Below are 23,893 nucleotides of genomic sequence, written 5' to 3'. Positions count from 1 at the left end.
GTACCCCTGCCCTGCCGGTGGGGAACGGCCCGACAGCGCGCGGGAGGAGGCGAGAGAGCCTTATTCGCGCATTGTCGTGCGTCCCGGGGGCAGTTCTCTGCCTGTGGGATTCGTGGGGCTGTCCGGTGGCACCTTCGTACTGGCGGGCTGCAACTCGGCTGGGGTTTCGGCAGCTCAGTCGCCTGCGGTCGCGCTGGTGCTGCTGGCCTTCGTCTTCCCGGTGCAGGCGCTGGCGAGCGTGCTGGAGTTCCTGGCCGTGACGCCGTCGCGGCACAGGCAGGGGTGTACTGGGTGGCGGTGGGTGCGATCATGACGAGCGGTCCGTCGGGGGCGACCAACGATGCCGCCGGGTTGCTGCTCCTGCTGGCCGGGCTCGCGCTGGGCAGCTTACGGATGTCGCTGGACTCGGCGCCGCGTTCCGCGGGCGGCCCTTTCCGCCAGGCCGCCCCGCAGCGGACGGCTTGCGCGGCGCGGTGCCGATCGACCTCGGCCGACCGGCCGAGGGATACGTCCGCCGTGGTGAGACGGCAGGTCGGACCGCGCGAGCCGGGTGCGATCGGAAGGGGTGGGGTACTCGGCGTCCCGACCGTCCCACCGGGTGGCACCCGCTCACTGCGGACACCCGCCTCTCGTCTGTTCTGGAGCCATGATGTCGCAGCCCCGCCAGCAGCAGGTCCCGCCCGGCCGGACCAGTCAGATGACACCTCGGCCCGACCACGGCGAGGATAGTTACCGAGGGTCCGGACGACTGGCCGGCAAGGTCGCCGTGATCACCGGCGCGGACAGCGGAATCGGGCGGGCGGTGGCCATCGCCTACGCCCGGGAAGGCGCGGACCTGCTGCTCTCCTACCTGGACGAGCACGAAGACGCCGAGGAGACGGCCCGATGGGTACGGAGCGCCGGCCGCTCGTGTCTGCTGCTCCCCGGGGACCTGGCCGAGCCCGCCCACTGCCGGACGGTCATCGACACCGCTGTACGGGAGTTCGGACGGGTCGACGTGCTGGTCAGCAATGCCGCCCACCAGATGACGCGCGACTGGATCACGGACATCCCCGATGAGGAGTGGGACCGCACGCTGGCGATCAACCTCAGCGCCTTCTTCCACCTGACCAAGGCGGCTGTCCCCCACATGCGGCCTGGGTCGGCGATCATCGCGAGCACCTCGGTCAACTCCGACAGCCCGCCGCCGCAACTGCTGGCCTACGACGTCACCAAGGCAGGCATCGCCAACATGGTCGGTGCCCTGGCCCAGATGCTGGCCGCCAAGGGGATCCGGGCCAACAGCGTCGCCCCGGGGCCCATCTGGACACCGCTCATCCCCGCGACCATGCCACCGGAACAGGTCGAGAGCTTCGGCTCCCAGGTACCGCTCGGCCGACCGGGCCAGCCGGCCGAACTGGCACCGGTGTACGTCATGCTCGCCTCCGACGAGGCGAGCTACGTCTCCGGGGCCCGGGTCGCCGTCACCGGCGGACAGCCGATCCTGTGAACGCCACAGAGACATCTCTGTATCCGTTGCGGTTGACCGTCACGGCGAAACCTCTGGTCTTCGGCGGTCACGCGATCGCCCGGCGGCTGGGCAAGACCGGCCTGCCCGACTGGAGCGTCGCGGAGACCTGGGAATGCAGCGACGTCACGGGCCACCGCAGCGTGGTGACCAACGGCCCGCTGGCCGGCCGGACGCTGCACCAGGTGCTCGGCGACCATCCCCAAGCGCTCATGGGCGCCGGATGGTCCGGCACGTCCTTCCCCCTGCTGACAAAGTTCATCGACGCCACCGGCACCCTGCCCGTGCACCTGCACGCCGACGACGAGACGGCCCGACGCCTGGAGGGAGAGCCCAACGGCAAGACCGAAGCCTGGCACATCCTGGACGCCGCGCCCGGAGCGACCGCCCTGTGCGGGGTCAAGGAAGGGGTGACGGCCGACCGGCTGCGGGCCGCTCTGGAAGCGCAGGACTTCGAGGCGGTGCTGCGCCGCCTGCCGGTGCGCGCGGGACAGACCCTGTACGTGCCCGGCGGCACCCTGCACAGCTTCGGACCGGACACTCTCGTGTACGAGATCGAGCAGACGTCCGACATTCAGCAGCACGCGATGCGCTGGAAGATGGAGGACGGCTCCCCAGTGGGCGACGAGGAGTTCCGGACCAATCTCGACATGCTGATGCTTCAGGCCGACCTGGAGATCCGTCCGGACTTCACTTCCGGGCTGAGCGTCGCCGTCGGGGACGCGGTGGAGCGGGTGTTCCTTTGCGCGGGGCCGTACTTCGCGCTCGAACGCTGGCGTGCCGGGACCGCGGAGCCGATGCGGCACTCCTTCGCCACCGCGCAGATCCTGTCGAACGTCGGTGCTCCGGTGCGGGTACGAGCGAGTGGGTGGAGCGAGGTGCTCGGCCGGGCGGAGACACTCCTGCTGCCCGCGGCGTGCGGTGAGGTGGAGGTCACCGGGCCGGCCGACGTGCTCCTCGGCTACCTGCCCGACCTCGACCGTGACGTACGCGGGCCCTTGCTCGCCGCAGGCTACCCGCCGCCGCTGCTCCGAGGCTTCATCGCGTCGTGAGCCTGACACTCCCTGGCCGACTGCGTGATGCCGGTCGGCGTCTGCGGGCATCGCAAATCGTCTCCCAGGTGTTCCGGGGCTGTCCCGGGGCCGTCCCGTCACGGTCGCGTGCGGCGCAAAGTCACCGACACGAGCTTTCGATCCAGAGGCCGGCCCTGTTCGGCGTTCGCGACGCGGATCAGAAGTCGGCGGGCAGGGTGTCGGGGAGTATGCGGGCGAGGTCGTACGCGGCGGGGTTCAGGTCGGCGGCGATCAGTAACAGGCGCAGGGGTTGAGACCGCAGGCCCGTCACGGTCCTGCGGCGGGGCGGCGAGGCATTTACGGAGTGGTCGAAGAGGACGCGGAGACCGGCGGCGCTCATGAAGGGGGTGTCGCGCAGGTCGAACAGGACGTCACCGACGTCCGGCGCGAGCGCGGTCAGGGCTGCCTGTAGCGAGGGCAGGGTGTCGGCGTCGATCTCACCATGCCGGTTGATCCGGGCGTAGGTGCCGTCGGTGACGGTCGCAGCCGGGTGAAGACGATGCGGTGCAAGGCCGCGTTTGCTTGGCGGTCGCCGCCGTGGTCGAGCCGACGCGTGTGCCGCCGACCGGAGGAGTACTCGATGGGGCTGACTGCGCAAAGGACAGCAAAGGACGCCTCGGTGTTCAGGCGCTCGGAATTGTCTCCCATGGTGATCAGGAGAGGGACAGCGCTGTCCGGACCGATACCCACTGGTTCGAGCAGCTGCGGGGCATGATGCTCGACGAGCCGGGCCAGGCGTTGGTTGAGCTCATTGATCTGCGCCGTGAGCTGTTCGATGCGTTCGGCGAGCATGCGCAGCGTCATGTGGGTGGCCTGGGTAACCGCGTCCTCGTCGTTCCCGCCGTCGTTCGGGGCGAGGCGCACGCAGGTGCGGGCGGACGAAAACGACTCCGACGCCGAGCGCGGAGTCGGAGCCGTAAACGACGCGGGCCCCGTTGTGGGGCGAGCGGAACCCGCGCGTGCTGCCCAGCGCACCAGGCTTCTGGCCGTTACGCCGCCGAACGAGCGAAGCACCACAGCACCGTCCCCCGCCTCATGTGTGTCAGCCGCCAACAGCAGACGCCGAGTGGCGCTGCGCCCCCGGGCCCGCGTTGATCAGTGGGTGGCTGGCCCTGGCCCGCCGTACGGCAATAAGCAGCTGTCGTACGGGAATCGATTCGCCCAGCAGAGAAACTCAGCGTGGTGCGGTTCGGCGCAAAGGCGGAGACGTTGTCCCGGCTGATGCCGAGATTGCGCAAGGCCCAGGTGCTGTCGCTGGTGTACTTCACCGTCGACGAGTGAAGCGGGATTCCGCAGCTGTACGCGGAAGAGTCAGCAGGTGTCCCTGGACTGGCGCGTCATTGGTAGTGCGGAGCAGTTCCCTGAGCGAAGACGCTGAAGGCATTTCGAACCGGTTCGCACCGGTCGGCAGGCGGACTTGGGCCCCGTGCCGCGCGACCAAGCCGGCAGTATAGCGCCACCCGAGGTTACTGGCGGTCGTGTCGCGTCGGCGATGGCCTCAGGGGTGCGGGGGTTTCTCCGGAGGTTCGTCTCGGTCGAGTGGGCCCCAGCGTCCGGGCTGTTCGGTGATGATGCGGGAGGCTTCTACGATCACTTGGTCGGCGATCCAGCCGAGGGGTTCGATCTGCGTCACCAGCGGCTCGTTGTCCGGACCGCGTGCCGTCTCCGTGCCGTGCAGGACCCAGGGGCGGGTGCGGGGGTCTTTCACGCGCGGCAGGTAGCAGTAGTCGTACAGTCGGCGGGCGACCCAGATGCGTACGGGGCGCTCGCCCCACCAGTCCTCAAGGTCCAGCGGGCTGGCCGACAGGCCCGGCAGCTCGATGCCCGTCAGATCGTCCGTACTGCTCGTCTTCGGCAGGTCGCTCTCCGGCCCGCGGGACCAGCGTACGTAGAGGCCGCGACGGCGGGTGATGAGCCGGGTGAGCTCATCGAGGCTGCTGAACGTCGGCAGGTCGACGGTCTTGGTCATGATCCTGGTGGGACGATGCCGGGGCAGTCACGCAGCCAGAAGGGAGTCGTCTTCGGTACGCGCTCCGGGCAGCTGGTGGCGGGCGGCAACGAGGGCGGTGTCGTCGATGTCGCGGGTCCCGGTCGACACGCACAGCGTGTAGGCGACGTCGTCCATACGCCGGCGCGCCTCCTCGGTGCCGTCTTCGGCGTGCAGGGCACGCAGCGTCTCGTACTGCTCGATGAGGTTCTTCAGCACGACGGGGTGTGCCAAGAGCATCGGGAGTCTCCCTTGTCACCGTCTCTCACGTGGGTCGTACACCGACGTGTGCCCCGGCCCCCGGCCGCCATTCCGGTGCGTTCCCGCACCGGCGGCCAGAGGTCAGTGGGGTCCAGTGTCCGGGTCAGTCGGTGGACAGGGCCTGGAGCAGGTCGCCGACCTTGGGGTCGGGCAGGGAGCGGGCGACGTCGGCCTGGGCGACCATGCCGACCAGGTCGTGACCGTCGATCACCGGCAGGCGGCGCACCTTGTGTTCCGTCATGGTGCGCAGGATCTCCTCCACGTCGTCGTCGGCGCCGATGGTCACGGCCTCGCCCTGAGCCAGGTCGCCGGCCGGGCAGGTCGCGGGGTCCTTGCCCGCGCCCAGCACCTTCACGACGACGTCCCGGTCGGTCAGCATGCCCTTGAGCTTGTTGTCCGTGCCGCAGATGGGCAGGGCGCCGACGCCGAGGTCCTTCATCTTGCGGGACGCGTCCAGCACCGTCTCCTCGGCACCGATGCACTCGGCCCCGCCCGTCATGATGTCCCGTGCCTTCGTCATCAGATTCACTCTCCCTGTGTCGTCGGCCGTCCCTGAGCACCGTGTCAGCGGACGGTCGCGTTGGGTGGCTGCGGGCGGGGTTCCCCGCGGTCGCCCGCCGTAACGCCTGCCTCGGCGCTGGCCTCACCGCTGCTGAAGCGGCACACCGCCCCGGCGTGAGCGGTCATCCGCCTCTCGGCACCGGGATGCGTGATCACCGGTTGTGACATACTCCGGTCGGCTGGATCCTGGTACGAAACCGGGGCAGGCGTAGGACTGCCTCTGCCCGGCTGCCCGGCTGCCCGGCTGCGGCCAGAGCACGGTCCAGCGCCAGCACCGACGCCGCGGCCGGTGCCTCTGTGTACTCCACGGCGTGCACGACACCGCCGCGGCCGCTGGCCTTGGCCAGCACTCAACCGCTGAGCCACCGTGGCCGCAGGAGTCGTTGTCTTGGGCCATGCGCTCGCGCTCCCACAGCACTCAGTACTGCCCATGCAGTGGCCTGGTTGGCGCTGACGACGGGCTTGCCGAGCCGTTCTTCGAGGTGAGGGAGGGCCTCGTAGGTGGGCAGAGCGGTGCAGCTGATGAACAAAGCATCGGCTTCACGGTGGTCTCCGGTGACGACGGCGTCCACTACCTCCTGTTCGTTCACGGTGTAGACGTCCTCGACCGCGTCGCAACCCAATGGTGTGAGAGCCACAACGGCGAAGCCGGATTCCTCGAGGTACGCGACCAGCAGGCGGTCGACCGGCTTTTGGTAGGGGTGCACGACGGCGAGACGACGAGCGCCGACGGCACGGAGAGCGCCAATGACCGCGCCGCCGGTCGTCAGCGCCTGCCGCGCCCCGTGTTTCCTCATTGCTTCGCGCAACGCCCGCTCACCGACCATGCCGCCGGCAAAACTGCAAGCGGTACACAGATACGCCACGGCCTCCGCTCCGCGTTCAACGAGCTCATTGACCGGCTCTGCCAGCAGGCCCGGCCTCCCAAGGCGGGAGACCAGCTCCAGATTGTCCCGGTAGGGAACCTCTTCCGTGAAGGCCAGCGTGAACTCCACGCTCGGCGGGATCCAGCGGCGCAGCTCCGCCTGACGTAAGAAGTCGTAAGAGGCGACCACACCGACATGCCGCCTCGTCGCAGCAGCGACACTTCGGGGACCCATACCACCGAGACTAACGCGACGGTTTCGCCCGGTTGTGCCGCCCGACCGAAGCACAGTGACGAGCAGCTTGCTCATTCAGTGACAGCTCACGTGCTGCGCTGCTGTAGAACAGCAGCGCAAGCGTCACCGATGGTGACAATCACCGTGCCACGGGACAGCACTAAGCCGCCAGGGGCGAGACGCGTTCGCGTTTCTGCTGGGACTGGTGAAGGCAGAGTCAGAGCCCTATTGTGCTCCGCCACAGCACTGGCCCACGCGCATCCTCACTGTCCGGGACCGAGACAGGGCAGTGAAGGCGCGTGCGACAGTCTTTCCGCCTTGCCTGGCGCTTCAGTAACGAGAACTGCCTCTTTCGCCGCCCGGGTACGTGATTTGGGGGTGGGGAGCATGATGGGGTTCCTGCTCTACGCCGAGGACGAAGAACTCGGCGCCCTGGACCTGTACTCCCGCGCGCCTGGCGCCTTCACCGAGAACAGCGAGACCGCAGGCTGGCTGCTCGCCTCCCACGCCGCGGTTGCCCTGGCCGGCGCCCGCACCCATGCCCAGATGGGCCAGGCGATCGCCACCCGCCACACCGTCGGCGAAGCCATGGGCATCGTCATGGGCAGTCGCCACCTCACGGAGGAGCAGGCTTTCGACGTACTGCGCCGCTACTCCCAGGAGCACAACATCAAACTGCGCGAAGTCGCCCGCCGAGTCTGCGAGAAGGGCAGCGTGTGACGAAGCCGCGGAGGCGGCTGGCCTGGTCCGTGACTGGACCGCGGGAGCCAGAGCGGGGTCGGCTCCCCAGGGGACGCCGCCGCCCCCGCCTGCGGAAGGCCGTCCCCTGTGCGCCTACGTCAATGCCCGTGATCAGCAGCCCACTGCTGTGACACGCGATCAGCGGACGGCACTCAGCCAACGGACGCTGACTGACCGGCCGGTTCCGTCGCAGTCTGCGTGCGCGTCGAGGAGGTGTACTGCCGGAAGGGAGAATCCTCCTCGAGGGCGGTCAGCAGGACGCCCTCACGCAGAGCCCAGGGACAGAGCACCACCTGATCGATCTCCAGGCAGCGCATGGTGGTGTGGGCGACGATCGCTCCGGCCAGGGACTGGCGTGCACGTGCGGCTGAAATTCCTGGCAGGGCTGCCCGCTCGCGTGCGGGCAGCCGGGCCAGTGTGCCAAGGGCGGCTTTCAGGTCCCGGCGCACCAGCCGACCAGGCTTCTTGGGGGCCTTGCGGCCGTTCTGGGCCGCGCACAGGCGTCCAAGTTGGTGGAACGTGCGGGACGTGGCCACGGCGGTCCGTGGGTTCTCCCACTGGATACGGGCGGCGGCATCCCGCAGTTCGTGTCGGATACGCCGCCGCACCTGCCGCAAAGCCGTGGCGTCGGGAACGTCGTCTTCGGCCAGGTGCTCCCGGGTGAGCCGACCGGCCCCGAGCGGCAGCGAGACCGCGAAATCGGGCGTGGTGCCGCGGCCGGAAGCGATCTCGAGCGACCCCCCGCCGATGTCGAGGAGCACCATCGCGCCCGCCTGCCAGCCCATCCACTGCCGGGCAGCCAGGAAGGAAAGCTCTGCCTCCATCTGCCCGGACATGACGAACAGGTCCATACCCGTACGGGCCTGCACCTCTGCCAGGACCTCTTCCCGGTTGGGTGCCGCCCGGACGGCGGAGGTGGCGAACACGAAGGGGTCACTCACGCCCCAGTCTGCCGCCTCCTTCACGACCTGGCCGACGGCCTCGACCAGACGATCGATGGCGCCACGGCCGAGTCGGCCGTCGGCTGCGGCCCGCTCTGCCAGCCGCAACCGCCGCTTGCTGGTGTACACGGGCAGCGGCATCTCACCGTCCCGTTCCGCGATGACCAGCCGCACCGTGTTCGAACCCACGTCCACAACCCCGAGTCGCATGGACGAGGAGTACCCAACAGCCGGGTGCCACGCCTACGAGTCGACGCTTCCCCCGGGTCGTTCTCACACCGAGCGCGAACGGCAGCGGCGCCCTGGGAGCCAGGGTCACGTGAATGCGTGCGGATAAGGGGCGCGCAGTGGCGCCGGGAGGCCGCTCACACGGCGGCTCCCTGGCTCCCGGGGCCGTGCCATGCGCAGCACAGGACGGTGGCGTCGTCGTCCAGCACGCCGTCGTGGTAGTCGAGGACCGAGTGGACCAGCCGGCGCAGGGTTTCGGGGAGCGAGACCTCGTCCGCGTGGTGACGTACTAGGAAGTCGACGAAGCGGTCGTGTCCGAACATCCGTCCAGTGGCGTCGCGGGCTTCGGTGATGCCGTCGGTGTGGAGCAGCAGCCGGTCACCGGGTTCCAACTGCTCCCAGCAGACGGTAGGGGTCAAGCCGAGATCGGTTCCCAGAGGATGCGTGGGCGGGCACTTCAGGATGGTCGTCCAGCGGCCGCCCCGGATCAGCACCGGTGGCGGATGACCGTAGTTCACCCAGCTCAGATGCCCTGTGCCGAGATCGAGGTCGGCGATGACACCGGTGGCGTAGCGGTCGCGGTGGAACTGCTCCATGAGCGCCGTTTCGATGGCGGTGCCGGTCTCGGCGAGGCCGGCGCCCCGACGGCGGTGGCTGCGGCAGGTGGCGACGGCCAGGTTCGCCGTCAGACCGGCGGTGGTGTCGTGTCCCATGGCGTCGAACAGAGCCAAATGTACGGTTTGACCGGCCAGTGCGTAGTCGAAGGCGTCACCTGCCGTCTCGTAGGCCGGTTCCATGGCCGCGGCGATCGTCACCCTTCCATTCGAGAACACCTGGGGCGGCATCAGGGTCCACTGCATCTCGGCCGAGGGGCTCATGGGGCGGGTGCGGGTCAGCCGGGCGTACGAGTCGCTGTAAGCGCGCTTGGACACCAGCAGCAGGCCCAGTAGGGAGGCCAGATCCTCCCTCGCTTTCCCGTCCGCTCCCCCGGCCGGCACGGCATCCACCCGCAGGACGCCCAGACGCTCGGTGCCGTCCAGCACCGGCACCCAGTGCCTGCCTCGGCCGTCGGACACGGCACCGCCCAGACCCTGCTGGAACGCCCTGCCCGCGAGGGTGGTGTCGATCCGCAGTTCCTCGCCCCCGTACCCGGCGTCGACGCCCCGGCCGGTCAGTTCACGCAGCACCCCTTGCTGCAGGTCGGCCAAGAAGATGGCGACCCGTCCCAGGCCCGCCCGGGCAGCGTGGGCGGCCACGAGGGTGGGCAGGTCCTCCAACGCCGACAGGTGGCTGGCCTGGGTGAGGGCGGTCAGTACGCGGGGTGGGTCCTCGTACGCTGCCACGGTGGTTTCCCCTCGCGAGGGGACTGCCCGCGTCCGTCCGTCGCCCTCGCCTGGAGGGGCCTGGGCCTGCTGGTGGCTGATGAAGACGGGAAGCCCGGAACACACTGTCGCCGTCAGCCTACTGCAGCCGGCAGCGCGTACCTGGTGAGGACAGGTGACGCTTCTTCCAAGGTCGGCCTTCGAGAACTGGGTCCGCCGCCATGGGCGCCTTCGCGTCCGGGCGGGTTTCCCCACCACCGTTCGGTGTTACGCGTCAAGGGCCGGGACCCATTCGCGCTCCCACTGCCACCGCACTCACTGGAGACTCCCATGAACGCTGCTGTCCGGGACATGCTCGCCGCTCACCCCGCCGACCTGGGCGGTGTGGACCGTGACAAGCTCGCCCACTGCATCGAGGAGTGCGTCGCCTGCGCTCAGGCGTGCACGGCCTGCGCGGACGCCTGCCTGTCGGAAGAGATGGTCGCCGAACTGACCAAGTGCATCAGGACCGACACCGACTGCGCCGACATCTGCGCCGCCACGGCAGCCGTCCTCTCCCGCCACACCGGTTACGACGCCAACGTCACCCGGGCCGTCCTCACGGCGTGCGCCACCGTCTGCAAAGCCTGCGGTGACGAGTGCGCGAGCCACGCCGAGCAGCACGAGCACTGCCGCGTCTGCGCCGAGGCGTGCCGCCGTTGCGAGGAAGCGTGCAACGACCTGCTCGCCTCCCTCGGCTGACGCCCGCGCGGCCGAGGCGGGCCCCACGAGGGCGACGTTTCCCGCGTAGCCAGACGGTTACCCATGGGCTGTGTCGTGCCCGCGGGCGTCCAGACGCCGGGGACCGCCGTTCACCATCGCGATCGGAAACGGAGTTTGCATGGCCAGCACGAAGGTGTCCGACTACATTCTCCAGCGGTTGCGCGACTGGGACGTCGACCATGTCTTCGCCTACGCGGGGGACGGCATCAACGGGCTGCTGGCCGCTTGGGGACGCGCGGACAACAAACCCAAGTTCGTCCAGGCCCGGCACGAGGAGATGGCTGCCTTTCAGGCCGTCGGTTACGCGAAGTTCTCCGGCAAGGTCGGCGTGTGCGCGGCGACGTCCGGACCGGGCGCGATCCACCTGCTGAACGGGCTCTATGACGCCAAGCTCGATCATGTTCCCGTCGTGGCCCTGGTCGGGCAGACGAACCGCAGTGCGATGGGCGGCTCCTACCAGCAGGAGGTGGATCTGGCCAGCCTGTACAAGGACGTCGCCTCGGACTTCTGCGAGACGGCCATGGTCCCCGAGCAGTTGCCGAACCTGATCGACCGGGCCTTCCGTACCGCGTACGCCAAGCGCACCGTCACGGCGATCATCCTTCCCGGCGACGTGCAAGAGCTGGACTACAGCCCGCCCACGCACTCCTTCAAGATGGTGCCCTCCAGCCTCGGAATGGGACGGTACGCGCCGGTCCCCGCCGACGAGGACCTCCAGCGAGCCGCCGACGTGCTCAACTCAGGCGAGAAGGTCGCCGTCCTGATCGGGCAGGGCGCCCGTGGCGCCCGCGCCGAGGTCGAGCGGCTGGCCGACGTGCTCGGTGCCGGCGTGGCCAAGGCCCTGCTCGGCAAGGACGCCCTGCCCGACGACCTGCCCTACGTCACCGGCTCCATCGGCCTGCTGGGCACCCGTCCCTCCTACGAGCTGATGCAGGAGTGCGACACCCTGCTGATGATCGGCTCCAGCTTCCCGTACACGCAATTCATGCCGGAGCTGGACCAAGCCCGGGCCGTGCAGATCGACATCGACCCGCACATGATCGGCCTGCGCTACCCGAACGAGGTCAACCTCGTCGGCGACGCCCGCGAGACCCTCCAACGGCTGCTGCCCCGCCTGCACCGCAAGGAGGACCGCTCCTGGCGGGAGAAGATCGAGAAGAACGTCGCCCGCTGGTGGGAGGTCATGCAGCGCCGCGCCGCCGTCAGCGCCGACCCGGTCAACCCCGAGTACGTCGTTCACGCCCTGGACGGCAAACTGCCCGACGACGCGATCCTGAGCGCCGACTCCGGCTCGGCCGCCAACTGGTACGCACGTCACCTGCGGCTGCGCGGCCGGATGCGCGGCTCCCTGTCCGGCACCCTGGCCACCATGGGCCCCGGCGTGCCCTACGCCATCGGCGCCAAGTTCGCCCACCCCGACCGGCCCGCCATCGCCCTGGTCGGTGACGGCGCGATGCAGATGAACGGCATGATGGAGATGGTCACCGCCGCGAAGTACTACCGCGAGTGGTCGGATCCGCGGCTGATTGTGGCCGTGCTGAACAACGGCGACCTCAACCAGGTCACCTGGGAGATGCGCGCCATGTCCGGCGCCCCGCAGTTCGAGGAGTCCCAGCACATTCCCGACCTGCCGTACGCGGACATCGCACGGTCGTTCGGTCTGGACGGGGTCCGGGTCGAGAAACCCAAGCACGTCGAGTCCGCCTGGGATCAGGCTCTCGCCGCGGACCGGCCCTTCGTCATCGACTTCCGCACCGACCCTGCCGTCCCGCCGATCCCGCCGCACGCCGAGCTGGACCAGATCGAGGCCGCAGCCGCAGCGATCCTCAAGGGTGACAGCGACCGCGGCTCCATGGTGAAGCAGGGATTCAAGGCGAAGGTGCAGGAGATGCTGCCCGGCAGTCGCCACCGCGACGACCGCCCCGGCGCCGGACCGCACGACAGCACCGAAGAGAACAAGTGACCCAGGCTGCCTCATCAGGTCAGGTTCTCCGCGGCAGTCCGGCCGTGGAGAACCTGACCGTCTCCGTCTACCGGATACCCACGGATCTGCCGGGCGGTGACGCAACGTTGACCTGGGGGGCCACCACCCTGGTGCTGGTCGAGGCCGTCGCGGCGGGCGTGACGGGCCTGGGCTTCACCTACGGATCGCCCGCCACCGCACCCGTCGTCGAGCACGAACTGGCGGACCTCGTCATCGGGCACGACGCCTTCGACGTGCCCGCCGCCAACGATCGGATGAGCCGGGCCCTGCGCAACGCCGGCAGGCCCGGCATCGCCGCCGGCGCCGTCTCCGCCGTCGACACGGCGCTGTGGGACCTCAAGGCCCGCCTCCTGGGCCTGCCGCTCCTGCGTCTGCTGGGCGCTGCCCGCACCGAGGTCGCGGTGTACGGCAGCGGCGGCTTCACTACGTACGACGACGCCCAGCTCGTCGAGCAACTGCGCGGCTGGACCGATCAGGGCATCGACCGGGTGAAGATCAAGATCGGCGAGTCCTGGGGTCGTCAGGAGGCCCGCGACCTGCACCGCACCGCGCTTGTCCGCCGTACCGTGGGCGACACCGCCGAACTGTACGTCGACGCGAACGGCGGCTACACGCGCAAGCAGGCCATACGTGTGGCAGCGGCCATGTCCGGCCTCGGCGTCACCTGGCTGGAGGAGCCCGTCTCCTCCGACGACCTGACCGGCCTGCGCGAGGTACGCGACGCCGTCACCGCTGACGTCGCCGCGGGTGAGTACGGCTACGACCTCCCGTACTTCGCCCGGATGGCGGCCTCGGACGCCGTCGACTGCCTCCAGGCCGACGTCACCCGCTGCGGCGGCATCAAGCAGGAACCCACCCTCCGCATGGCCCAGCGGCTTGTCCCTGTGCCGGAAGCGGTTGAGCGCCCCGCGCTCTCCGTCGGCGGTGCGGCTTCACGATGGCGCTGGCCGCCCACGCGCAGGGCCTGCACCCCGAAGCGGCGAGGTGATCCGAGCGCACCCGCTCGGCCTGCGGGCCCACCGGGCTGTTCGCCGAGGAGTACGACGTGGCACAGCGCCAGCTACGGGGCAATCTGCCGCAAGGGTCCGTCCATGCGCTGCTGTTGGAGTGCTCGGCACGGTTCAGCGACGCTACGGAGGCGGTGCCGTCGGCCGGTTGGTGACGGTTCGCACAGCGCGACTCCGCGCGGACTGGTGCGTGCCCTCCCGGGTACCCGAGGGGGCGCTGTCCACCACTGCGGGGGTCGAGAACCGTGTTGCTGTCTCACTCACTCGAGCACGGAGTGCTCGTCATCACGGTGCACCAGGCTCCTGACATCGCCGGACGTGCCGAGTTCGTGGGCCGAATCGAAGGTCTCGTTCACGCTCACAAACCCGCTCCCGTCCTGATCGTCCTGGAAGAGTACGCCGCGGACGGCCCCACGACCAGCGTCGTCCTCCGCGTCCACCGAACATGCCGGGACCTGGGCATACTGCTGTCCGTGGCCAGCACCAGCGCGCCCGTCCGGCGGCTGCTCGAGGCCCATGCTGACGCGGCTGGCACTCATCTTGTCATTCACGCACGCGCCGATACCGCTGTTACCGCAGCCGCCCGGAGTGGGGAACTCTCGGCATCGCAGCCGCCGATCTGACGTTGTTCGCCGTCACGATCTGGTCCATACGCAAGGTGGCCGTCGTCGGCCTCCCCATGCGGTCTGCCGGGGACCTCGGAGGCGCCGGGCCCTGGGAGCGACGAGCGACCTACGCGCGAGTCGGCGCCGTCGGCGATGGGGGCGGTACGCAAGGCCGTCCGGCGGTCGACCCGGCAAGTCTCCGGACGCGCCCCTGTCGAACCAACCGCGCCGAGACCGGGCGCTTGCTGCCTACCGTACGACCGCCCATGCACACGCACCGCGTCCCCGGCAGGGTCGCAAGCGGGACGGGCGACTGTCCGGCGAACCGCGCGGGTACCCAGGTGTCCGATCACGTCGCCGATGGGTCCGAACGTACCAAGAGCATGGAAGAGCACGCGCACCCGACTGGTTGAATCGAGGCGCTGGGCTGGTTCAGCCTGAGCGTGGCCTTCGCCTGTGCGCTGGTCATCCTGGCGGACCTCTTCCTCTTGGGCCGCCGTCAGCACATGTGGATCATGAATCTGGTGTATCCCGTGACGGCCCTCTACTGGGGGCCGGTCGCCTTGTGGTTCTACTTCGTCCACGGTCGCCGCACCTCCGAGCGAGCGGTCGAGGAACATGGCGTGCCCGACTCCGGCAAGCTGCCGGACTGGAACGCCCAGTCCAGGCGAGCAGCCATTGCGGAGCCGGCTGCACCCTGGGCGACATCGGCGCCGAGTGGCTGGTCTTCGCGGCCTCTCTCACCCTGGCCGGCAAGACCCTGTACGCGGACTTCGCCCTGGACTTCGCTTCGCCTGGATACTCGGCGTCCTCTTCCAGTACTTCACCATCGTGCCCATGCGGGGCGTCGGCAGGCTCAAGGGCATCTGGGCCGCCGTGAAGGCCGACACCCTGTCCCTCATCGCTTTTCAGGTCGGCCTCTTCCTCGGCATGTGGCCCTACCAGGAAGTTCTCTTCTCCCCGGCCTGCCCAAGACCACAGCCGCCTACTGGATGATGATGCAGCTCTCCATGATCCTCGGCTTCTTCACGGCCTGGCCCGTCAACGCCTGGCTGGTCCGGGTCGGCTGTGATCAGGCCGAAGGGAGCGCCACTCGTGCAGTGCTCCGTCACCTCGCCGACTGCGTCCACGCTGTCGGGCTGCCACTGGCCTCGGCACCCGGGGCAGACGGGAGTTGAGGCCGTTCCGGGCGGTTCTTCGGCGGGTCATGAGGTGCAGCGGCGTGGGCGAGCGCGGCGCAGGGGGTCACGTCGGGTGGGTGGTGAACAGCCGTGCACATGTCTCGTCGTCGTCTCCCGTCAGCAGCAGGATCTCGTCGTCCCTGCGCAACCGCGTGGAGCCGCTCACGGCAAGCAGGCGCCCCTCGCGGACGACGAGGCTGATCCAGGTGTCCTCACCGAGGTCGAGTTCCTCGATGGCGGTGCCGTCTGCCGGGGAGCCCTCCGCGACCACGTGGCGGACCACCCCCTCGGGGCGGTCACGCAAGCGCACTCCCAAAGCCCACGGCTCCAGTTCCACCGACCGCATCGGCACCCGGCACCACCGCGCCACGGTGGGCACCAGCGATCCCTGGACCACGACGGAGAAGACGACCACGACGAAGACGATGTCGTACAGGCGATCGGCGTCCGCGATCTGTGAGCTGACGATGTAGCTGCCGAGCAGCACCGGCACGGCGCCCTTGAGCCCGGTGAAGGCGAGGAACGCCCTCTCCCCCAGGCTCATCCGCATGCGCCACAGCAGAACGGCCATGACGACCGGACGCACGACCAGGGCGAGAAGCACCGCCAGGATCAGTCCGTCCTGCCACGCGCCTTCGGCGGTGAACGTCCACAGCGGTACGGTCAGCCCCAGCACGGCGAAGGCGACGACCTCCCCCAGACTGCCCAGCGCGGTGTGGAAGCGTTCGATCTCCCTCTTGTAGGGAGCCCGGACGTCGCCGAGCAGAATTCCGGCGACGAAGACGGCCAGGAACCCGGAGCCGTGGGCCACCGTCGCCAGTCCGTAGACCGCGAACGCCCCCGCGAGCGTGCGCAGCGGGTAGAGGCCCTCAGCCGGGAGCGCTACCCTGCGCATCAGCCACTTGAGCGCCCATCCGCCGGCGGCGCCGAGCACCGCGCCGACGACCATCTCCTGGACGAAGAGCACGGCCGTGTGTCCGGCCGTGCCGAGGGCACCGCCCGAGCTGCCCAGCAGACCGGCCATGAGCGCGATGCCCACCGGGTCGTTGGCGCCGGACTCGCCGGGCAGCAGCACTCCGGTGCGGCCCTTGATGCGGCGGCGTCCGAGCACCGAGAAGACGACGGCCGGGTCCGTGGGCGCGAGAGCCGTGCCCAGCAGCAGGGCGGGACGCCAGTCCAGGCCGAGCAGTGTGTGCGCCGCGACAGCCAGCAGGCCGGCGGTGGCGAAGGTCCCCAGTACACCGATCGCGAGGATGGCTCGGGCCTCCGGCCGGAAGCGCCGCCAGCCGAGGTCCATTCCGCCCTGGAAGAGCAGCACCACCAGGGCGACGGTGACCACGTCCTGCACCGTGGCGGTCGACAGTTCCCGCAGCCCGGGGAAGACGTCCACGGCCACGGCGGCCACCACCAGGAAGAACGCGGGAGCAGGAACACGGGTCCGCTCACTCAACCGGTTCGACGCGACCGCTGCCGTGCCGGCCAGTGCCACCACGAGAATCGCCAGTCCGAACGACCAGGTTCCCTCCACCTAGCGCACACCCTTCTTCAGGAACTGGTACGGGACACCCGGACACGTCGGGCGCCGACGGCGGCCGCGAGCAGGGCCGCGCCCGCCCCGGCCAGCGGCAGCAGTGCGCGTCGGCTCGGAGGCACGGGCCGGTCTGCCACGGGCTGATTCCCGCGCAGGCCGGCCGCGAGGATCTCCGCGAGGTGAAGCGGGGTGCGTCCGGTGCCGGCCTGGTCGACCTGAGTACGGCAGCTGAAGCCGTCGGCGAGCACCAAGGTGGAGTCGTCGGCCTGCCGTACCGCGGGCAGCAACCCGGCCTCGGCGCAGGCCATGGACACGTCGTAATGGCCCTTCTCGAACCCGAAGTTGCCGGCCAGTCCGCAGCATCCGGCGTCGAGGACGTCGGCGTCGACCCCGGCCCGCTCGAGGATCTCGCGGTCGGCGTCGAAGCCCATGACGGCGTACTGGTGGCAGTGACGCTGGACGACCGCCCGGGCGTCGACCCGGGGCGGCCGCCAGTCGTCGGCGCGCTCCACCAGGAGTTCGGCGAGCGTCCTGGTCTGAGCGCGCAGCCGCTCCACGTCCGGGTCCTTCGGCAGCAGTTCCACGGCGTCGGCGCGGAAGACGGCGGTACAGCTGGGTTCCAGACCGATGACGGGGGTGCCCCGGCACAGATCCGCGCGGAGCACGTCGAGGGTGTGGCGCAGAACGCGCTGGGCAACGCCCAATTGTCCCGTGGAGATCCAGGTCAGGCCGCAGCAGACCGCGTGATCGGGCACCTTGACCCGGAAGCCTGCCGCTTCCAGGACCTCGACGGCGGCGCGTCCGACGGCGGGGTGGAAGTGGTCGGTGAAGGTGTCGGGCCAGACCACGACCTCCCCCCGGTGTCCGTCCCCGCGCGGCCCGCCCCGCTCGCGCCACCAGTCGGTGAAGCGCTGTTCGGCGAAGACCGGCACGTCCCGCTCCGGCGCCACTCCGCCCAGCGCCTTCGCCGCACGTGCCAGCCAGGGCACGGATGCCAGGGCGTTGATGGTGCGGGGGGCGAGCGAGACGGCTCGTGCGACGGCGGGTAGCCAGCCCATCGAGTAGTGGGCGAGCGGCCGCAACCGGCCCTTGTAGTGGTGGTGCAGGAATTCGGCCTTGTAGGTGGCCATGTCGACGTTGACCGGGCAGTCCGTCTTGCATCCCTTGCAGGCCAGGCAGAGATCGAGGGCGTCGTGCACCTCGTCGGAGCGCCAGCCGTCCGTCACCGGGGAGTCGTCGTCGTTGTTGACCATCTCGAACAGCAGGCGGGCACGGCCACGGGTGGAGTGCTCCTCCTCGCGGGTGGCCCGGTAGCTGGGGCACATCACCCCGCCTTCCGAGGAACGGCACTTGCCCACTCCGACGCAGCGGGCGGCGGCCCGGCTGAACTTGCCGTCGTCGTGCGGGAAGGAGAAGGCGGTCTCCGGTTCCCAGGGCAGGTAGCCGGCTCCCAGCCGCAGGTTCTGGTCGAGGCGGTAGGGAACGACGATCTTGCCCGGGTTCATGCGGTTCTCCGGGTCGAACAGGCCCTTGAGCCGCTCGAAGCCCTCGATCAGCTCCGGCCCGAACATCTTCGTCAGCAGTTCGCCCCGGGACTGGCCGTCCCCGTGCTCGCCGGACAGCGATCCACCGTAGGAGACGACGAGATCGGCGGCGCGTTCCACGAACGCCCGCATCCGGGCGATCCCCTGCTCCGATTCCAGGTCGAAGCGGATGCGGGTGTGGACGCAGCCATGACCGAAGTGGCCGTAGACCGAGGGGTGCCCGTAGTCGAACTCTTCATAGAGGCGTTTGAGATCACGCAGGTAGTCACCGAGGCGGTGCACGGGGACGGCCGAGTCCTCCCAGCCCTCCCAGGTGTCCGGCTTGCCGGGGACGTGCGCGGTCGCACCGAGCCCGGACTCGCGCACCTTCCACAGCTGCCCGATGTGCCGCGGGTCGTCGTACCAGGTGTGGTCGACGTCGTCGGGCTTGGCGTCGATGAGCGCTTCGGCCCGCTTCTCCACCTCCTCCCGGGTGTCGCCGTTGAGCTGCACCATCAAGTAGGCCCGCCCGTCGGGCAGTTCCTTCAGAGCGTCGGGGTTGAGGTGCTTCTCCTGCTGGAAGTGAACCAACTGATGGTCCACGCCCTCCAGCGCCGCCGGCTCGTGCCGGAGGACTGCCGGTACGTGGTCGGCGGCCTGGCAGATGTCCTCGTAACCGAGCACGACCAGCGCGCTGTGCTTCGGGACCGGAACGAGCTCGAATTCCGCGTGCAGGACGGTGACGAGAGTGGACTCGGAGCCGGTGAGCAACCCGGCGACGTCGAAACCGTGCTCGGGCAGGAGCGAGTCCAGGTTGTAGCCGGAAACCCGGCGCGGGATGTCCGGGTAGCGCTCACGGACGAGGCCGGCGTACCGGTCGCGCAGGGCCTTCAAGCCGCGGTACAGCTCGGCAGTGCGCCCGTCGGACTCTGTGAGGCGTTGCAGTTCACCGTCGTCCGTCCGGCCCACCCACATGCGTACGCCGTCGTAAGTGAGGACTTCGAGGCGGTGCAGGTTGTCGACGACCTTGCCGTACGCCTGGGCCGTCGACCCGCACGAGTTGTTGCCGATCATCCCGCCGATCGTGCAGTTGGGATGGGTGGCCGGCTTGGGGCCGTACATCAGGCCGTAGTCGGCCAGCTGTCGGTTCAGGTCGTCCAGCACGATGCCCGGCTCGACGACGCATCGACGGTTCTGCACATCGACGGACAGCAGCCGGTTGCAGTACTTGGTCCAGTCCAGGACCACGGCGGTGTTGCAGCACTCGCCGGCAAGGCTCGTGCCGCCGCCCCGCGACAGCAGCGGCGCGTCGTGCTCACGGCATACCTGCACCGCCTCCCGGGCCGCCTCGACCGTCCGGGGGACGACCACGCCGATGGGTACCTGCCGGTAGTTGGAGGCGTCGGTCGAGTATGTCGCCCGCGTGCCCGCGTCGAAACGCACCTCCCCGTCGACGCGGGACCGCAGGTCCCGCTCCAGTACACCCGCATCGGGTTGCTCCTGCGGACACAGGACGACGGGAAGAGGCAGATCAACCGGGTCCATGAACAACCTCCACTGGTGACGAGGGGTGCGTCGGTATCAACCGGCTGACGCCGGGAGCAGTCGGCCCGTCCACCGGAGGACGGGATCGCGCGGCCTCAGTCCCTGCCGCGTCGCACCATGCCCGAGCCGGGAGCCGGCAGTGTGTCGGCCGGCGGTATGCGCACCTCGGCGTCGACGTTTTCCGTCGTGCCTTACGAGGGCGCCCCTCTCCTTCGTCGACCGCGTTGCCCGACCGTCTATCCAGGGCCTCGCGCACACAAACCGGGAGGCCCGTTCGGCGGCACGGCACGCCTCGCCGTCAGCCGCCCCGGTGGCGAGCCGCGACCCAACCGCCACGTCCACAGCCGATTCAGGACGGCCGCGTGCTCGCCGACCCGATCCGCTGCCGTGTCCTGCTCGCCTGCGCCAGGCGTCCGCCTGCCCGGCTTCGCCGCCGCCGTCATCGCTGCCATCGGCGCCGTCGCCGTCAAGGAAGACCGCGACGTCTTGCCAGGACAGGAGCTGCGGCGACAGGGCAGCTGGGCAGGTCAGCCCTTCCCGCGCCCTGTCAGGGCGTCCCTGATCCGGTCGACCATGCCCGTGCCGGGGGCCAGCAGCTTGTTGGCCGGCGGCTTGTCCGGGGCGGACGGGTGCGGTCGGGTCGGAGCGGTCTTCTTGGCCTGTCGGACCTTCTCGCCCAGCTTCACCAGCTGGTCCTCGGTGGCCGCCGACCGCAGGCGGGGAAAGAGGTTGTCCTCCTCGTCCCGGACGTGCGACCGGATCTCCGCCATCAGTTCGCCGATGAGCCGGTCGAACTCCGCGTCACCCGCGTCGACTCCTTCGAGGGCCTTCATCGTCCGCTCGGCCTCGGCGTGGTCCTCGATCTCCTTGTCCGCGATCGTGTCACCGTCCGACAGGAACTCCCGCACGGCCGGATAGAGGTACGCCTCTTCGGCGACCGAGTGCCGCACCAGCTCGATCACGGCTTGGTCGGCGTACTTCTTCCTCTGCCCGTCCCCCGGAGGCAGGGCCTCGATCTTGCCGAACAGTTCTTCGACCTCCCGGTGGTCGGTGGTCAGTTCCGCGGTGACATCCCCGCCGTGTCCCATGGGCGTTCCCTTCCTTCGCAATACCGTCCGCGATGCCTCGCCCGTGTATCCCAGTCCCCGCGCGCGCAAACCGGTGAAGCGTCCGGCGCACCGGGCCCGTCACGCGGGCTGTGCGAAGTGCACTGCGATCGAACGTCGCCCTTGGGGTACGCCTGTTCCACGACCAGGTCCGCGAAGCGTCGAGGGGTGTTGTGTGTGCTGCTGTCCCGAAGCAGAGCACGGCTGAGGCAGAGGATCGCACGCACGGGCAGCCGGGCGTGCTTGGCGCCGCAGTAGGCGCTCTGCAGGAATGCCGCGGTAGGCGAGCGCGGAGCCGACCTGCGCGACGGTGCCCCGGTCCCTGGGCACCATGCGGTCCAGCGCCGCCCGGGTGCCGTGCACGTAGCCGAGGTACGTCGACCTGGTCGCCTGCAGGAACTCGTCGGGGGACACGTCGGTGAATCTGCCGAAGGCCGCCGTGAAGGCGTTGTTCACCCAGACATCGACCGGCCCGAACTCCTCCTCGACGCGGCGGGCGGCCCGGTCGGCCTGATCCCACTCCGCCATGTCGGTGACGATGGGCAGCGCCTGCCCGTCGGCCGCCCGATCCCGGCACTCGCCCCGGTCACCACGACCGTCTGCCGTGTCGTCCGCTCATCGATCCTCCTCGTTCGTCATGCATGTGCTTCGGCGCGTGCCCCTGGGCACGGTCATGCGTCGCGCGACCCGTACTGGAAGACGAAACCCAGGATTCCGGGGACCAGTACCCCGGCACCGATCAGGAACAGCCACAGTCCGTACACCGCGCCCAGGCCGAGCAGCGCCGTACCCGCCGCCGCGAGCACGGGGAAGGCGCTGCTGGGCGGGAAGAAGGCGACGGGCCCCGCTGCCACGTGCACCGGCGCTTCCTTCTCGTCCTGGGGCAGGGGGCCGTCCTTGAGGTGCCGTTGCCAGAGGAAGAAGGCGACCAGCGCCGACATGAGACATGACACAGCGAGGGCGGCGGTGCCGGCCGGCTCTGCCGAGAACCATCCGTAGACGAGAGCGCTGACGGCGAAGAACAGACTGACTCCGGCGAACAGGGCGCTTTCGGCTTTCACAAGGACTGTCCTTCCTCACCGGACGGTGAGTGAGAGTGCGCCTTGCGGGCATGCCGGGGATGGTGCAGGTCGAAGGCGGGCGACTCTGAGCGGACACGAGGCATGGCGACGAAGTTGTGCTTGGGGGGCGGGCACGAGGTCGCCCATTCGAGGGAGCGTCCGAACCCCCAAGGGTCGTCGACGGTGACCGGCTTCCCGTACCTGGCGGTCTTCCAGACGTTGTAGAGGAAGGGGAGGGTGGAGGCGCCCAGCAGGAAGGCGCCGACGGACGAGATGCTGTTGAGGGCGGTGAAACCGTCGGCGGCGAGGTAGTCGGCGTAGCGCCGCGGCATTCCCTCGGCACCCAGCCAGTGCTGCACCAGGAACGTCAGGTGAAAACCGACGAACAAGGTCCAGAAGTGAATCTTCCCGAGCCGCTCGTCGAGCATGCGACCGGTGAACTTCGGCCACCAGAAGTAGAAGCCGGCGAACATGGCGAAGACGACAGTTCCGAAGAGCACGTAGTGCATGTGCGCCACGACGAAATAGGTGTCGGTGGTGTGAAAGTCCAACGGGGGTGACGCGAGAAGCACACCCGTCAGCCCACCGAAGAGGAACGTCGCCAGAAAGCCCAGCGCCCACAGCATGGGTGTCTCGAACGAGAGCGAGCCGCGCCACATCGTCCCGATCCAGTTGAAGAACTTCACCCCCGTCGGCACCGCGATCAGGAACGAGGCCAGGGAGAAGAACGGCAGCAGCACCGCCCCCGTGGCGAACATGTGGTGCGCCCAGACGATCGCGGACAGCCCGGTGATGGCGACGGTGGCACCGATCAGCCCGAAGAAGTACCCGAAGACCGGCTTGCGGCTGAAGACCGGGACGACCTCGGTGATGATGCCGAAGAACGGAAGGGCGACGATGTAAACCTCCGGATGCCCGAAGAACCAGAACAGGTGCTGCCACAGCAGCGCTCCCCCGTTGGCGGGGTCGAACACGTGAGCACCGAAGCGGCGGTCGGCGAACAGCGCCAGCAACGCGGCGGTGAGCACCGGGAAGGCCAGGAGCACCAGGATCGACGTGAACAGCACGTTCCATGTGAAGATCGGCATGCGGAAGAGCGTCATACCCGGGGCACGCAGGCAGATGATGGTGGCGATGAAGTTGACCGCGCCCAGAATGGTGCTCAGCCCGGACACGACCAGCCCCATCACCCACAGATCGCCACCCGCTCCGGGAGTGTGCGCGGGCCCGTTGAGCGGAGCGTAGGCGAACCACCCGAAGGAGGCCGCCCCGGTGTCGGTGAGGAAGCCCGACACCACCATCAGGCCGCCGAACAGGTACACCCAATAGGTGTAGGCGTTCAGCCGCGGAAAGGCCACATCGGGTGCGCCGATCTGCAACGGCATCACCGCGTTGGCGAACCCGACGAAGGTGGGGGTGGCGAACAGCAGCATCATCACCGTGCCGTGGATGGTGAAGAACTGGTTGTACTGGTCCGCGTTGACGATCTGCAGGCCCGGGCGTGCCAGTTCGGCGCGCATCAGCATCGCGAGCGCGCCGGCGAAAAGAAAGAACCCGAACGCGGTCGTCAGGTACATCTGGCCAATGACCTTGTGGTCGGTGGTCGTCAGCCACCGCACCATGGCCCTTCCCCGCGCCGGCCGCCTCTCTGCCCCACCCTGCGTCCGTGCGCCGCTGTCCACCGCCGCCATGCCGCCTCTTCCCATCACCCCGCCGACCCGCGCGGCCCCTGTACGGGAGACCGTCCGAGCCGGGACGTGCCTCCAACACCGGCGTCTAACCGATACCGCCGTCCCGGAAACCTACCGAGCCGTCGCGGAGGCAGGAGTACCCGGTGGACGAGCGCCTGCACCTACCGCTCAGCCAA

General features: G+C 69.3%; 17 protein-coding genes and 5 pseudogenes. 8 read left to right on the top strand and 14 right to left on the bottom strand.

From position 1 onward, the window contains the following. Nucleotides 1-649: 649 nt before the first annotated feature. Both ACLIN4_RS35270 and ACLIN4_RS35265 read left to right on the top strand, forming a co-directional pair. Entirely contained in the window at nucleotides 650-1,489 is an 840-nt protein-coding gene (locus ACLIN4_RS35270) for an SDR family oxidoreductase (RefSeq protein ID WP_411576804.1), read from the top strand. Between the two features lie 32 nt (nucleotides 1,490-1,521). Beyond that, entirely contained in the window at nucleotides 1,522-2,559 is a 1,038-nt protein-coding gene (locus tag ACLIN4_RS35265; RefSeq protein WP_411576614.1) for a class I mannose-6-phosphate isomerase, read from the top strand. Between the two features lie 178 nt (nucleotides 2,560-2,737). Here the strand turns inward: ACLIN4_RS35265 and ACLIN4_RS35260 are convergent, their stop codons facing one another. The 6 genes from ACLIN4_RS35260 to ACLIN4_RS35235 all read right to left on the bottom strand — a co-directional run bounded on the left by ACLIN4_RS35260 (nucleotide 2,738) and on the right by ACLIN4_RS35235 (nucleotide 6,444). Next, complete coding sequence (locus ACLIN4_RS35260) at nucleotides 2,738-2,920, bottom strand: hypothetical protein (RefSeq protein ID WP_411576613.1); 183 nt, start codon at nucleotides 2,918-2,920, stop codon at nucleotides 2,738-2,740. A gap of 56 nt (nucleotides 2,921-2,976) precedes the next feature. Next, entirely contained in the window at nucleotides 2,977-3,384 is a 408-nt protein-coding gene (locus tag ACLIN4_RS35255) for a transposase (protein ID WP_411576612.1), read from the bottom strand. A 694-nt stretch (nucleotides 3,385-4,078) separates the two neighbouring features. Then, nucleotides 4,079-4,549 (bottom strand): DUF6098 family protein, encoded by a 471-nt coding sequence (locus tag ACLIN4_RS35250; protein WP_411576611.1) that lies wholly within the window; start codon nucleotides 4,547-4,549, stop codon nucleotides 4,079-4,081. 27 nt (nucleotides 4,550-4,576) lie between these two features. Next, nucleotides 4,577-4,807, bottom strand: a complete 231-nt coding sequence (locus tag ACLIN4_RS35245; RefSeq protein ID WP_411576610.1) for a DUF5133 domain-containing protein — start codon at nucleotides 4,805-4,807, stop codon at nucleotides 4,577-4,579. A 124-nt stretch (nucleotides 4,808-4,931) separates the two neighbouring features. Beyond that, nucleotides 4,932-5,348: a CBS domain-containing protein gene (locus tag ACLIN4_RS35240; protein ID WP_411576609.1), complete on the bottom strand. Its 417-nt coding sequence runs from the start codon at nucleotides 5,346-5,348 to the stop codon at nucleotides 4,932-4,934. A gap of 391 nt (nucleotides 5,349-5,739) precedes the next feature. After that, entirely contained in the window at nucleotides 5,740-6,444 is a 705-nt protein-coding gene (locus tag ACLIN4_RS35235; RefSeq protein ID WP_411576608.1) for an Asp/Glu racemase, read from the bottom strand. Between the two features lie 414 nt (nucleotides 6,445-6,858). Here ACLIN4_RS35235 and ACLIN4_RS35230 point away from each other — a divergent pair. After that, a pseudogene (locus tag ACLIN4_RS35230) lies at nucleotides 6,859-7,209 on the top strand (GAF and ANTAR domain-containing protein); the annotation flags it as partial. A 173-nt stretch (nucleotides 7,210-7,382) separates the two neighbouring features. Here ACLIN4_RS35230 and ACLIN4_RS35225 read toward each other — a convergent pair. Both ACLIN4_RS35225 and ACLIN4_RS35220 read right to left on the bottom strand, forming a co-directional pair. Beyond that, the gene (locus ACLIN4_RS35225; protein ID WP_411576607.1) at nucleotides 7,383-8,381 is read right to left on the bottom strand and encodes a Ppx/GppA family phosphatase; all 999 of its coding nucleotides are present in this window, start codon (nucleotides 8,379-8,381) and stop codon (nucleotides 7,383-7,385) included. A 155-nt stretch (nucleotides 8,382-8,536) separates the two neighbouring features. Then, nucleotides 8,537-9,742, bottom strand: coding sequence for a PP2C family protein-serine/threonine phosphatase (locus tag ACLIN4_RS35220; protein WP_411576606.1), 1,206 nt, complete (start codon nucleotides 9,740-9,742; stop codon nucleotides 8,537-8,539). 309 nt (nucleotides 9,743-10,051) lie between these two features. Between ACLIN4_RS35220 and ACLIN4_RS35215 the strand changes: the two genes are divergently transcribed. The 5 genes and pseudogenes from ACLIN4_RS35215 (at nucleotide 10,052) to ACLIN4_RS35195 (ending at nucleotide 15,257) form a co-directional block, all read left to right on the top strand. Continuing rightward, nucleotides 10,052-10,462, top strand: coding sequence for a four-helix bundle copper-binding protein (locus ACLIN4_RS35215; RefSeq protein ID WP_411576605.1), 411 nt, complete (start codon nucleotides 10,052-10,054; stop codon nucleotides 10,460-10,462). 139 nt (nucleotides 10,463-10,601) lie between these two features. Continuing rightward, on the top strand, nucleotides 10,602-12,446 hold the full coding sequence (locus ACLIN4_RS35210) for a thiamine pyrophosphate-requiring protein (protein WP_411576604.1): 1,845 nt from the start codon (nucleotides 10,602-10,604) through the stop codon (nucleotides 12,444-12,446). A gap of 44 nt (nucleotides 12,447-12,490) precedes the next feature. Beyond that, a pseudogene (locus ACLIN4_RS35205) lies at nucleotides 12,491-13,309 on the top strand (enolase C-terminal domain-like protein); the annotation flags it as partial. Nucleotides 13,310-13,392: 83 nt separating this feature from the next. Further along, nucleotides 13,393-13,629, top strand: a pseudogene (locus tag ACLIN4_RS35200) (glycoside hydrolase family 15 protein); the annotation flags it as partial. A gap of 361 nt (nucleotides 13,630-13,990) precedes the next feature. Beyond that, a pseudogene (locus ACLIN4_RS35195) lies at nucleotides 13,991-15,257 on the top strand (DUF4396 domain-containing protein). A gap of 67 nt (nucleotides 15,258-15,324) precedes the next feature. Here ACLIN4_RS35195 and ACLIN4_RS35190 read toward each other — a convergent pair. The 6 genes and pseudogenes from ACLIN4_RS35190 to ctaD form a co-directional block, all read right to left on the bottom strand. After that, the gene (locus ACLIN4_RS35190) at nucleotides 15,325-16,788 is read right to left on the bottom strand and encodes a cation:proton antiporter (protein ID WP_411576603.1); all 1,464 of its coding nucleotides are present in this window, start codon (nucleotides 16,786-16,788) and stop codon (nucleotides 15,325-15,327) included. 17 nt (nucleotides 16,789-16,805) lie between these two features. Next, on the bottom strand, nucleotides 16,806-19,859 hold the full coding sequence (locus tag ACLIN4_RS35185; protein WP_411576602.1) for an FAD-binding and (Fe-S)-binding domain-containing protein: 3,054 nt from the start codon (nucleotides 19,857-19,859) through the stop codon (nucleotides 16,806-16,808). A gap of 527 nt (nucleotides 19,860-20,386) precedes the next feature. Continuing rightward, nucleotides 20,387-20,947 (bottom strand): hemerythrin domain-containing protein, encoded by a 561-nt coding sequence (locus ACLIN4_RS35180; protein WP_107477476.1) that lies wholly within the window; start codon nucleotides 20,945-20,947, stop codon nucleotides 20,387-20,389. 254 nt (nucleotides 20,948-21,201) lie between these two features. Next, a pseudogene (locus ACLIN4_RS35175) lies at nucleotides 21,202-21,532 on the bottom strand (SDR family NAD(P)-dependent oxidoreductase); the annotation flags it as partial. 104 nt (nucleotides 21,533-21,636) lie between these two features. Further along, complete coding sequence (locus ACLIN4_RS35170; RefSeq protein WP_411576601.1) at nucleotides 21,637-22,026, bottom strand: cytochrome c oxidase subunit 4; 390 nt, start codon at nucleotides 22,024-22,026, stop codon at nucleotides 21,637-21,639. Next, nucleotides 22,023-23,648: a cytochrome c oxidase subunit I gene (ctaD, locus tag ACLIN4_RS35165; RefSeq protein ID WP_411576600.1), complete on the bottom strand. Its 1,626-nt coding sequence runs from the start codon at nucleotides 23,646-23,648 to the stop codon at nucleotides 22,023-22,025. Before ctaD ends, ACLIN4_RS35170 begins: the two co-directional genes overlap by 4 nt. Nucleotides 23,649-23,893: the final 245 nt, after the last annotated feature.

Source organism: Streptomyces mutabilis (genome assembly GCF_046628145.1).
GTDB classification, from domain to species: domain Bacteria; phylum Actinomycetota; class Actinomycetes; order Streptomycetales; family Streptomycetaceae; genus Streptomyces; species Streptomyces mutabilis.
Note: the sequence above shows the minus strand (reverse complement) of the source record. Positions and strands in the feature narration are given on the sequence as shown.

Coding starts and splice junctions, on each gene's coding strand:
- ctaD (WP_411576600.1), bottom strand. CDS start 23,648: ATGGTGCGGTGGCTGACGACCACCGACCACAAGGTCATTGGCCAGATG.
- ACLIN4_RS35255 (WP_411576612.1), bottom strand. CDS start 3,384: ATGACGCTGCGCATGCTCGCCGAACGCATCGAACAGCTCACGGCGCAG.
- ACLIN4_RS35225 (WP_411576607.1), bottom strand. CDS start 8,381: ATGCGACTCGGGGTTGTGGACGTGGGTTCGAACACGGTGCGGCTGGTC.
- ACLIN4_RS35240 (WP_411576609.1), bottom strand. CDS start 5,348: ATGACGAAGGCACGGGACATCATGACGGGCGGGGCCGAGTGCATCGGT.
- ACLIN4_RS35215 (WP_411576605.1), top strand. CDS start 10,052: ATGAACGCTGCTGTCCGGGACATGCTCGCCGCTCACCCCGCCGACCTG.
- ACLIN4_RS35250 (WP_411576611.1), bottom strand. CDS start 4,549: ATGACCAAGACCGTCGACCTGCCGACGTTCAGCAGCCTCGATGAGCTC.
- ACLIN4_RS35185 (WP_411576602.1), bottom strand. CDS start 19,859: ATGGACCCGGTTGATCTGCCTCTTCCCGTCGTCCTGTGTCCGCAGGAG.
- ACLIN4_RS35210 (WP_411576604.1), top strand. CDS start 10,602: ATGGCCAGCACGAAGGTGTCCGACTACATTCTCCAGCGGTTGCGCGAC.
- ACLIN4_RS35260 (WP_411576613.1), bottom strand. CDS start 2,920: ATGAGCGCCGCCGGTCTCCGCGTCCTCTTCGACCACTCCGTAAATGCC.
- ACLIN4_RS35180 (WP_107477476.1), bottom strand. CDS start 20,947: ATGGGACACGGCGGGGATGTCACCGCGGAACTGACCACCGACCACCGG.
- ACLIN4_RS35270 (WP_411576804.1), top strand. CDS start 650: ATGTCGCAGCCCCGCCAGCAGCAGGTCCCGCCCGGCCGGACCAGTCAG.
- ACLIN4_RS35245 (WP_411576610.1), bottom strand. CDS start 4,807: ATGCTCTTGGCACACCCCGTCGTGCTGAAGAACCTCATCGAGCAGTAC.